This window comes from Isoptericola sp. NPDC019571, assembly GCF_044389385.1.
GTDB lineage: Bacteria > Actinomycetota > Actinomycetes > Actinomycetales > Cellulomonadaceae > Isoptericola > Isoptericola nanjingensis.
Genome location: NZ_JBIRXZ010000017.1, coordinates 24,797 through 34,795, shown reverse-complemented (window position 1 = coordinate 34,795; position 9,999 = coordinate 24,797). Strand labels below are relative to the sequence as shown.

Below are 9,999 nucleotides of genomic sequence, written 5' to 3'. Positions count from 1 at the left end.
AACGCGCGCTCCACACTCCGCACGACCTTCGTCCCGTCACCCATCCCAACACCCCTCACCAGATCAGGTGTTGCGACGACCGCTTGAACCCGCCGCGCGTCCGGTTGTCAGGGCCACGTGCACGGGAACCTGCCCCAGATCCTGACAGCTCGCGCGGGTGGGGTTGCGGTGGCGTGCTGCGTTCCGGATTCTCGGAGGGTGCCCACGCTGGCGGAGCTGCTGACCGACGTCGCCGGGGAGCTCTACGGCCTCGAGCCGGCGGCGTTCGTCCCCGCGCGCGCCGCCCGCGCCGCCGCCCTGCGCGACGACGGCGAGGACGAGGCTGCCGACCGGGTGAAGCGGCTGCGCAAGCCGTCGACGGCGGCGTGGGTGGTCAACCTCCTCGCGCGCGCCGACGCCGACCAGGTGGAGCAGGTGGTCGAGCTCGGCGCCGCGTTCCGCGAGGCGCAGGACGACCTCGACGGCAAGCGTCTGCGCGAGCTCACGCGGCAGCGGCGGCAGCTCGTCGCCGCGGTCGCGGAGCGGGCACGCTCCCTCGCCGTCGAGGCCGGGGCGTCCGTGTCCGGCGCCGTCCTGGCGCAGGTGGAAGCCACGCTCACCGCCGCGATGATCGACGCCGACGCCGGCCGCGCCGTCCGCAGCGGGCTGCTGGTCGGGCCGCTGCAGGCCACCGGCATCGGGCGGGCCGACGTCGCGTCCGCCGTCGCTGTCCCCGACGCGCTCGGCATCGCGCCCGTCGACGACGACGGCGCGCCGTCGCGGCACCTGCACGCCGTGCCGGACCTGCCGGGCGGGGCGCGCGGCGGCCGCCGTCGGGCCGCGTCACGGAAGGACGACGACGCGGCGGCCGAGGAGCAGGCCGCGCGGGAGGCGGCCCGGCAGGAGGCGGAGCAGGCGCTCGCCGACGCGGAGGACGACGTCGCCGCCGCGCGCGACGCCGGCAGCGCCGCCGCCGCGGAGGTCGGCCGCATCGAGGGGATCGCGCGCCGCACCGACGCCGAGCGCGACGCCGTCCGCCGCCGCCTCGCCGAGCTGGAGGAGGAGGCCGCGACCGTCGACGCCGAGCTGCGCGGCGCCGTCGTCGCCCGACAGCGCGCCGAGCGCACCCTCGCCGACGCCACCCGCCGCCGCGACGAGGCCGCCGCCCGCCTCGCCGAGGTAGTACCCCGGACGCCGAGGTAGTACCGAACCGGGCGAGGTAGTACTGAACCGGGCGAGGTAGTACTGAACCGGGCGAGGTAGTGCCGAACGTGCCGAGGTAGTACTACCTCGCCGTTCGGCGTACTACCTCGGCAGGTCCCGTACTACCTCGCCGCCTTGCGTGCTACCCCGGCGTCCGGCGGACGGTGGAGGTCGACGACGGCGGATCTCCGTCGCCCGACGGATCCGCCCGGGCGGTCGCCCTGCGAGGGTGGGAGCACCGACACACCCAGGACGAAGGAGACACCATGCGTCGTCGCATGCGCACGCCCCTGACCGTCACGACCGCCGCCGCGCTCGCACTGGGCCTCGGCGCTGTGCCCGCCGGTGCGGACGAGCTGCCTGAGCCTCCGTCGCCGACGTCGCCGCCGGCCGCGCTCGACGAGGACCGCTCGTCCGGCGCGCGGGCGGTCGCCGCCGCCGTCGCGGAGGCGGAGCGACGGGCGAGCGCCCGCCCGTTCAGCGCGCCGAGCGGGACGTCGGGCGGGGACGACGCCGTGACGGACGCGCTCGACCAGGCGCTCGCGGACACGGCGGCGGGCGTCCCGATCGGGGTGGTCGGGCGAGTCGACGCCCCGGGCCTGCACTGGAGCGGCGCCGACGGCACGCGGCGTCTGGACGGGCACGGCCCGGCGCGGTCGCAGGACCGGTTCCGCGCGGCGAGCAACACCAAGATGATGGTCTCGACGCTCGTGCTGCAGGAGGTCGAGCGGGGCACGTGGACGCTCGACACCCCGGTGGTCGACGTCGTGCCCGAGGCGGCCGCCGTCGTCCCCGACGCCATCGAGGACGACGTCACGCTCGAGCTGCTGCTCACGCACCGCTCGGGCCTGCCGGACCACCTCAGCGCGCTCGCCGCGAGCCGGATGACCGACCCGGAGGACTACGACGAGTTCTTCGCCGTCCTCGGCGAGGAGTACACGACGGCGGACCACCTCGCCGCGATGGACGACCAGCCGTGGCTGTTCGAGCCCGGCACCGACGCCTCGTACTCGAACGCCGGCTACGTGCTGCTGGGCCTCGCGCTCGAGCACGCCACCGGGCAGGACGTCGAGCGGCTCCTCGAGAAGCGCGTGTTCAAGCCTGCCGGGATGCGGCACTCCGCGTACCCCGACGACCCGGGCTACCGCGGCCCGTTCCTCCGCGAGGCCGCGTACACCGGTGACCTCGGTGCCGGGTGGTACGGGCTCGACGGCTTCGACCCCAGCCTGTTCGGCTCGGCCGGCGCCGTCACCAGCACCACGGCAGACCTGCAGCGGTTCACCGAGGCGCTGGTGACGGGCGACCTGCTCGAGCCGGAGACCGTGACGGACGTCCTCGTGCCGCGCACCGTCGGCAGCCAGACGCTGCCCGACTACGGCCTCGGCGTGTACCGCCTGCCCGACCCGTGCGAGGAGGGCGCGTGGCTGTACGGGCACGACGGCGCGTCGTTCGGCACGCTCAGCGTCACGCTGACGTCGCCGGACGCCGAGCGCCAGGTGACCGTGGCCCTCACCGGCCGTGACCTGACGTCGCTGGGGTCCGACCTCAGCACGGCGCTGGTGCCCGCGCTGCTCGCCACCTGCTGACGGGCCGTCCCCCGGTCGGTCAGTCGGCGGCGACCGTGTCCTGCACCGCGCGGAACGCCGCCGCCTGGCCCTCGGGCGTGGCGGGTACCGTCCGAGCGCATCAGCGCCGAGATGGTGCGGCTGCTGCTGGAGGTCGTCGACGGTCAGGAGCCCGCCGCGATCACGCTGCCCACCTCCCTCGTGGTGCGCGACTCGGCCTGAGCGCCCGAGGTCGTCCCGTCCGTGGCGGGGAACGACGGCGGGTCCGCGCGCACCTCGTCCGCCAGCCGCTCCAGCAGCACCGCCGGCTCGAGGTCGGCGGGGAGGTCCACGCCGTCGGGCACGAGCACACCGACCGACACCAGCGCCCCCTCCGCGACCGTGGCGAGGGACGTGGTGCGGAACTCCTCGCCGTCCGCGCCGCGCTGCTGGGTGGTGAGGCCGACCGGCCCGAGCTCGTCGAGCTCGATGCGGTACCGCTCGGCGGGGTCGGGCAGCCGGCCGACGTACTGGACGGACCGCACCGTGCCGCCCGGGTTCCAGACCAGCGAGTCGTCGTGGAGCCCGTGCTCGGCGGCGCTCTCCGCCTCGTACTGCAGCTGCCACACCGTGCTGCCCTGGTCCGCGAGCGTGTACGGGCCGTCCGGGGAGACGGTGACGAACGTGATCACCTGGACGCCGTCCACGTCGACGCCGGAGGTGGCGTCCACCGGGTAGAGGCCGTCCTCGCGGTCCGTCCAGGGGAGCACCCGGTCGCCCGTGGTCGCGAACCGGACGCCGGCGAGGTCGCCGGCGAACAGCGGCCCGAGCGGGTCGTGCATGACCGCCGAGACGCTCCACCCCGGCTGCCGCCTCGTCGTCATCCGCGACGTGTCCACCGGCAGCGCGGTCGCGTCGTGACCGGGGAACTCGTCCGCGGTGAGCCCCCACGGCTCCGGGCTCCAGCGGGCGGCCTCGGCGATCGCCCGGTCGCGCTGCCAGTCCCTCCACGCGTCCCGGCCGAGGTGGTACCAGAGGAACAGCCCCGTCACCACGAGGGTGACGACCAAGAGCGGGGTCACGCTGGGGTTGGCGAGGACGCGGCGCATCGCGGTGCTCATCGGTCGTCCTCCGCGGGATCGGACAGGTGGTCGAAGGGGGCGTCGAACAGCGTGGCGGGAGCGGAGCCGTTGCCGTCCGGCTTGAGCCCGGAGCTGCGCTCCGCGGCTGCGTCGGGGGTCAGCCCGAGGCCGAGGTCGTGCTGGATCACGCCGTCGTACAGGTCGGTGGCGTACCGGTCGATCAGCCCGTGCTCGGTGGACCAGATCCGCTCCCGGGCGTCGTCGAGCGGGGCCTCGGGGTCGAAGAGCGACAGCGCCGGCCCGCTCGCCAGCCCCACGGCCTCCGTCACGACCCTGCTGCCGAACCTGAGGTAGCCGACGCCCGTGCCGGCGAGGGCGAGCACGGTCTCGCGGGTGTCCACCTGGGCCCGGGCCGTGTCGATGGTCTCGGCCTGCATCCCGCCCGTCAGGGCGCCGATGTCGGACAGGGCTTCCTGGACCAGGGGGACACGGGGCCCCGTGTCCACGTCGAAGCCCTCCGAGGTGGCCTGCTCGAGGACCCACTCCGAGTAGCGGTCCGTCACCCCGAGCCAGGCCGCCGCCGCGCCCGGCGTGCGGGACGTCGCCCCGATCACGTCGCGGAGGGCGAAGGCGTCGAGCTCGGGCTGCACGACGAGCGGGACACGGCCGCCGAGGTCGGGCGCCACCTCGGCGTCGAGGTCGACCCCGGGCGCGGGGACCGGTTCGACGCCGGCCTTGCCGGACGTGGGGCTCTGCGCCTGCGAGACGTCACCGATGACCGGGACGTAGGGCTCGTAGGCGAGCGCGACGGACCCGGCCGCGTCGTCGGCCAGCCCCGGGGTCCGGAGCAGGCCGACCGGCAACGCCTCCGTCGCGTGCGAGACGAGGAGCGCCGCGCGCGCCTGGTCGCCGCGGTCGGGGGATGCCGTCCCGACGTCGACGGCGGTGGCGAAGGCGCGCGCGACGGCGCGGCCGCCGTCGGGCCACCCGGTGCGGGGCACGCTGCCGAGCCATCGCGACGCCGACGGGCCGACGCGCCCCGCGTCGGCGGGCGCGAGCCGGTCGAACGCCAGCCGCGGGTGTGCGGCGAGGCCCGCGGCGACCGCGACGACCACCGGCGCCAGGACGGTGAACGACCCGTCGAAGGGCGCACGCTCGCTCCACCAGGCGTCGAGCGCGTCGTCGGCCCCGGCGTGGACGGCCGCCGGCAGCGACGCGGGGAGCAGGGCGGCGGCGACCTCCGCCCTGCCGGCCGGCGTGAGTGGCGAGCCCGCGCCGGCCGCGACGTCGCCGACGACCAGGCGCCCCAGGTCGCCCTGCTCCTCGGGCGACGCCGTCTGCGCCCACAGGCCGATGCCCTCGCCGAGCGCCCGAGCCAGCTCGCCGTCCAGCGCCTGGCCGAGGCCGCCCCCGAGCGCGGCGGGGACGTCGGCGGCTCCCGGCCCGCGGGGGATCAGAGCCTCGTAGAGCTGCGCGGGGGAGGCGTCGTCCCAGAAGACGGCCCAGAACGCAGGGTCGTCGGCGTGCGCGGTCAGGACGTGTCGGAGGTCCTCGCGCACGGCGCGTCGTGCCGCGGCGTCCCCGCCGGACGTGGCCCGCGGCAGCAGCGCGACGACCGACCGCGCGGCGTCGCCGGAGGCCTGGAAGCCGGCCGGTTCCGCACCGGCCGCCGTGATCGCGCGGACCGCGCGGACGTCGGCGAGCGACGCCAGCGCGGCAGCCGCCCGCCGCGACGCCTCGTCCTTCGTCTCCCGGGCCGCGCGCCAGCGTGCCTCCGCCGCCGCGACGTCCGCGCGCGCCGCCGCCAGCTCCCGCTCGGCAGCGGCGAGCCGCAGGTGCGCGTGCGCCGGATCGCCGGGCAGCGCCGGCGGGCCGGACCACGCCGCGCCCGACCAGGCCGCCCCCGACCATGCAGCACCCGAGACCGCCGTGCCCGAGACCGCAGGACTCGAGACCACAGGGACCGAACCTTCGGCGCCCGGCGCGGCGACGCCCGCCGCGATGTTCCACGTGGAACGACGCGCCTCGTCCGCCTCCGCCTGCCACCGGGCCTCCCGGCCGAGCGCGTCCGCACGGAAGGCGAGCGCCCGCTGCGCCGCTGCCTGTGCGTCGCCGAGGACCGCGGCGTGGCGCCGCAGGGTGGCGGCCGCCGCCTCGAGCAGGCCGCCGCTCGTCCGGGCGGCGTCGCCCGCTGCCGTGACCCGCTCGCGCGCCCGCTCGACGGCCGTGCTGCGCTGGCCGTCGAGCGCCGATCGCACCCGCAGCAGGCGGGCGCGCGCGTCCTCGAGACCGGCAGCGGCGCGACCCGCGGCGGTGGCGGCGTCGACCAGGGCGGGCGGGCTCCCGGGGAGCGGGCAGAGCTCGCCGGCCGGCGGCGCCGGCCGACCTCCAGGCCCGTCGCCCTCCCGGCCGACGGGCGTCATGCGTCGTCTCCCGGGCGGGGTCCGCCGAGCAGCGCGGCCAGGGCGTGCGTCGTCGCGCGCTCCGCGCCCTCGAAGACCTCGGAGGCACGGGAGAGCCCGGCAGCGAGCGCCCCGAGCTCGTCCCCGAGGGCCTCGTGGGCGGTCCGCCAGGCCGCGGCCAGGTCCTGCAGGGCGGCCCCCAGTCCGGCGTCGCCGGTCGCGGCAGGTGCCGCCGCCGCGACCAGCACGCCGCTGGACACGTCGTGGAGCGCCAGCGCGGCACCGCGCACGTCGGTGCCCGCCGCGGCGAGGGTCGTGGTCTCGAGGTCGAGCTGCGTCATCCCGTCCCTGTCCTGGTCCGTCGTCGGGTCGTCCCTGCCTGCGCCGTGGCGCGGGGACGACGCTAACGACGACGGGCCCGGCCGCCCCGGGGTTATCCACAGGGTCGGTCCGGGAGGCGCGCGGCTCGCCGCCACGGCACGGCCCCGCCCGCCCGACGGTCAGTCCCACCAGGCGCGGAACCACGGCTCGTCCGTCGCCGCAGGCGCTCCGTCGTCCGGCCGTCGCCCCCGCCAGGGCCCGACCTCGTCCGGGGGTGCGTGCATGTCGTCGATGCCCAGCCCGGCGAGGGCGCGCAGGACGTCGGCGCCGTCGTCCTCCGGCACGCGCGGCTCGAGCCGTACGTCCCGGCCCGGCCGGAGCAGCACCCCCGTCACCGTGATCCGTTCGTCGCAGCGCAGCGGCCCGACGACGTACCCCTGCGCACGGACCCGGCCGGGGTGCCGCACGACGGCCCGCAGCACGGCGCCGAGCGAGGGGCCGAGGTTCTGCCGCTGGGTCGCGAGCTCCACCTCGTCGAGCCGCTCCAGCAGGCCGGCGGCGGTGCGCTCGTCGAGCGCGACGAACGGGTAGAACCCCGGCGTGGTCGAGCCGGTGAGCACAGGCTCGAGCAGTACGTCGAGCCCGTCGTCGTGCAACCACCCGTGGCGGCCCGCACACGGCCCGCCGAGGGTGCCGTGGTGCGCGTGGTCCTCGTGGGACGCGAGCTCGCGCTCGCGCCTCCAGGCGGACCGCAGGTCGACGAGCTCGGGCGGGACGAACCGCGCAGGCCGGGGTACCGGCGGCGGGGGCGGCGGTGTGGTCGCGACGGGCATTCGGGCTCCTCGGGCTCCGGGTGCGGGACGGGCGTCCGGGACCGAGCCTGCGGCGCGCCGCTGCCGCGGGCAGGCGCCGGTCGCGCACTTGTGGACGGCGCGATCCTGGGGGCAGCCTCCAAGCCCTGGCAGCTCGCGCCGCCGTCCTGTCCTGCGGGATGAGCAGGGCAGGCAGGCGGACGACGCAGGTCGCTGACAAGGGGGCCGATGAGTTTCCCGCCGCGCGCGTGTCAGAGGGGTGCGGCACGATCGCCGCGTCCCTCGATGCCGACGGAGGCATGCCCATGAGCTCTCAGCAGACCTTCACCGTGGACGTGCCCGGCGCGGTCCTCACCTACGACGTCCGACTCCCCGACGCCCCCGGCGGGCACCCACCGCTGTTCCTGCTCGGCTCGCCGATGGCGGCGTCGGGGTTCGTCCAGCTCGCGGGCCACCTCGACGACCGCGCCGTCGTCACGTACGACCCGCGCGGTACGGAGCGGAGCACGCTCGCCCCCGACGGCGAGGTCTCGGTGGAGCTCCACGCCGACGACTTCCACCGTGTGGTGGCCGCCGCCCGCCCGCTGATCGGGGACGGGCCCGTCGACGTGTTCGCGTCCAGCGGCGGCGCCGTCGACGTGCTGCCGTGGATCGTGGACCACCCCGGCGAGCTCGGCACCGTCGTCGCGCACGAGCCCCCGCTGTGGGCGCTCCTGGAGGACCGCGACGTACAGCGCCGGGTCACCCAGGACATCGTCGAGACGTACCAGCGGGACGGGTTCGGCCCCGCCATGGCGAAGTTCATCCAGGTCTCCATGCAGGACGCGCCGCTCACCGAGGACTACCTGGCGCAGCCCGCCCCGGACCCGGCGGCGTTCGGCCTGCCCACCGCGGACGACGGCTCCCGCGACGACCTGCTGCTGAACGGGAACATGAAGGCCCTGCCCTGGTTCGAGCCCGACCTCGACGCTCTGCGTCGCACCACCGTGCGGCTGGTGCCCGCCGTCGGCGAGCAGGGGCCCGGCACGATGCCGCGCCGCGGGGGCGAGGCGCTGGCCGCGGCGCTCGGCCTCGACGCCGTCCTCTTCCCCGGCGACCACGGCGGCTTCGCGTCCAACGAGTGGTCGCCGGGCAACGACCCGGCGGCCTTCGCGGCCCGGCTGCGGGAGGTGCTCGCCGGCTGAGGGCGAGCGCGCCGTCGGACCCGCGAGACCCGTCAGACCCGCACCCCGGCGTCCCGTCCGATCCGTTCCAGCCCGGCGATGCCCGCGGGGGCGTACTCGAGGTACCGCTCGACGGCGGCGCGGACCTCGGGTCGTGCGGACTCCTCGGGCGGCACGCGGGCGGGGTTGAGCAGCACGGAGTGCGCCCAGACGGCGACGTCCGGGTCCGCCATGAACGTCGCCGCCGCCCGCGCGCCGCGGCCCTGCATGGCCGCCCAGTCGGCGGGCGTGCTCCAGTAGGGCGTCGGCGGGCAGAGGGCGTTCTTCTCGGCATCCGGTCGGTTATGTCGGGTGCCCTCCACGTAGCCGACCAGCGCCGCGCAGAAGGGTGGGAACCCCGCCCGCACCGACTGCAGCGTGATCCGCTCGCCCCAGATGGGCAGCGCCGGGCGCACGTGCAGGCCGTACGACGCGCAGTGCACGACGACCGCGCCGTGCGGCACCGCGACCTCGCCGCCGTCGAGCACCAGCCGCCGGGCCTCGACGCGGCGCAGGTGCCCGTCGCGGACCACGCGGGTCACCGACCGCAACAGCTCGAGCTCCCAGCGCCCGAGCGTCGGCGTGCGGGCCATGGTCGGCATCACCGCCGGGTCGATGCGCGTCATCACGTCGGCGTCCTCGAGGCGCAGGAAGAGCTCGTCGGCGGACGAGGCGTCGCAGGCCGCGGCCATGAGGGTCCCCGCCATGCCCAGGAAGACGGCCGGGTCGGGCTGCACCGCGGCGCGGTCGAGCATCCACGGGTCCCGCGGCCGCACCCACTGGATCGCGTCCGGGTCCACGCCGCGCCCGAGCAGCCACACCACGGCGTCGGTCGCCGTCTTGCCCGACCCGACGACGACGTACGCGGCGGCGTCCGCGACGTCGGGCAGCGCGCCCGCGGGGACGACGCGGGCGTCGTCGTCGACGTCGAACGGCGGCGGGCCGACGGCGGGGATGGACGGGGCGAGGTAGCGGGCGTCCACCACCCGCCGGCGCACACGCGTCTCGACGACGTCCCCCGACGCGAGGTCGACGAGCAGGCCGTCGCGATACTCGACGCCGCGGAGCAGCTCGACGCGCCCCGTCGGCAGCAGGCGCTCCTCGAGCACCCCGGCGAAGTAGGCGCAGATCTCGGGGCCGGTGGCGCGCTCGTGCATCCCCCGCTCAGGACCCGACTCCTGGACGCGTCCGGAGCCCAGGCGGGTGGACGCGACCCCGTAGAACTGCGACGCCTGGTGCAGGCGCACGAAGGGGTACGCGTCCAGCCAGTGACCGCCCGCGGCCGTGCGCCGGTCGACGAGCGTCGCGTGCGCGGTCGGGTCGTGGTCGACGATCGCGTCGACGAACGCCATCCCGGCCGCCCCGGCGCCGACGACCAGGTAGTCGGTGTCGATCGAACGGGCCATCGCTCCAGTGGCCATGACTCCAGTGACCCACCGGCGTCACGGGTGGTC

8 protein-coding genes are annotated in these 9,999 nt (G+C 76.7%); 3 read left to right on the top strand and 5 right to left on the bottom strand.

The window, feature by feature from the left end; all coding sequences use genetic code 11:
* Positions 1-198: 198 nt before the first annotated feature.
* Positions 199-1,182 carry a hypothetical protein gene (locus ACH443_RS20350; protein WP_430591356.1) on the top strand — a complete coding sequence of 328 codons (984 nt, stop codon included), beginning with the start codon at positions 199-201 and terminating at the stop codon, positions 1,180-1,182.
* Positions 1,183-1,460: 278 nt separating this feature from the next.
* Positions 1,461-2,768, top strand: coding sequence for a serine hydrolase domain-containing protein (locus ACH443_RS20345; protein ID WP_430591355.1), 1,308 nt, complete (start codon positions 1,461-1,463; stop codon positions 2,766-2,768).
* 143 nt (positions 2,769-2,911) lie between these two features.
* On the opposite strand, the gene ACH443_RS20340 is transcribed toward ACH443_RS20345, so the two are convergent.
* The 4 genes from ACH443_RS20340 to ACH443_RS20325 all read right to left on the bottom strand — a co-directional run bounded on the left by ACH443_RS20340 (position 2,912) and on the right by ACH443_RS20325 (position 7,364).
* Complete coding sequence (locus ACH443_RS20340) at positions 2,912-3,847, bottom strand: hypothetical protein (RefSeq protein ID WP_430591354.1); 936 nt, start codon at positions 3,845-3,847, stop codon at positions 2,912-2,914.
* Positions 3,844-6,231 (bottom strand): hypothetical protein, encoded by a 2,388-nt coding sequence (locus ACH443_RS20335; RefSeq protein WP_430591353.1) that lies wholly within the window; start codon positions 6,229-6,231, stop codon positions 3,844-3,846. Before ACH443_RS20335 ends, ACH443_RS20340 begins: the two co-directional genes overlap by 4 nt.
* Positions 6,228-6,551: a hypothetical protein gene (locus ACH443_RS20330; RefSeq protein WP_430591352.1), complete on the bottom strand. Its 324-nt coding sequence runs from the start codon at positions 6,549-6,551 to the stop codon at positions 6,228-6,230. Before ACH443_RS20330 ends, ACH443_RS20335 begins: the two co-directional genes overlap by 4 nt.
* A gap of 159 nt (positions 6,552-6,710) precedes the next feature.
* Positions 6,711-7,364 (bottom strand): hypothetical protein, encoded by a 654-nt coding sequence (locus ACH443_RS20325; protein WP_430591351.1) that lies wholly within the window; start codon positions 7,362-7,364, stop codon positions 6,711-6,713.
* Between the two features lie 284 nt (positions 7,365-7,648).
* Here ACH443_RS20325 and ACH443_RS20320 point away from each other — a divergent pair, with 284 nt between their 5' ends.
* Positions 7,649-8,527, top strand: coding sequence for an alpha/beta fold hydrolase (locus ACH443_RS20320; RefSeq protein WP_430591350.1), 879 nt, complete (start codon positions 7,649-7,651; stop codon positions 8,525-8,527).
* A 32-nt stretch (positions 8,528-8,559) separates the two neighbouring features.
* Here ACH443_RS20320 and ACH443_RS20315 read toward each other — a convergent pair whose 3' ends face one another.
* Positions 8,560-9,951: a pyridine nucleotide-disulfide oxidoreductase gene (locus ACH443_RS20315; RefSeq protein ID WP_430591349.1), complete on the bottom strand. Its 1,392-nt coding sequence runs from the start codon at positions 9,949-9,951 to the stop codon at positions 8,560-8,562.
* Positions 9,952-9,999 lie beyond the last annotated feature (48 nt).

What these genes read in the sequence shown, in the direction of transcription:
- ACH443_RS20315 (WP_430591349.1), bottom strand. Translation starts at nt 9,951, where the DNA reads ATGGCCCGTTCGATCGACACCGACTACCTGGTCGTCGGCGCCGGGGCG.
- ACH443_RS20345 (WP_430591355.1), top strand. Translation starts at nt 1,461, where the DNA reads ATGCGCACGCCCCTGACCGTCACGACCGCCGCCGCGCTCGCACTGGGC.
- ACH443_RS20340 (WP_430591354.1), bottom strand. Translation starts at nt 3,847, where the DNA reads ATGAGCACCGCGATGCGCCGCGTCCTCGCCAACCCCAGCGTGACCCCG.
- ACH443_RS20325 (WP_430591351.1), bottom strand. Translation starts at nt 7,364, where the DNA reads ATGCCCGTCGCGACCACACCGCCGCCCCCGCCGCCGGTACCCCGGCCT.
- ACH443_RS20330 (WP_430591352.1), bottom strand. Translation starts at nt 6,551, where the DNA reads ATGACGCAGCTCGACCTCGAGACCACGACCCTCGCCGCGGCGGGCACC.
- ACH443_RS20320 (WP_430591350.1), top strand. Translation starts at nt 7,649, where the DNA reads ATGAGCTCTCAGCAGACCTTCACCGTGGACGTGCCCGGCGCGGTCCTC.
- ACH443_RS20335 (WP_430591353.1), bottom strand. Translation starts at nt 6,231, where the DNA reads ATGACGCCCGTCGGCCGGGAGGGCGACGGGCCTGGAGGTCGGCCGGCG.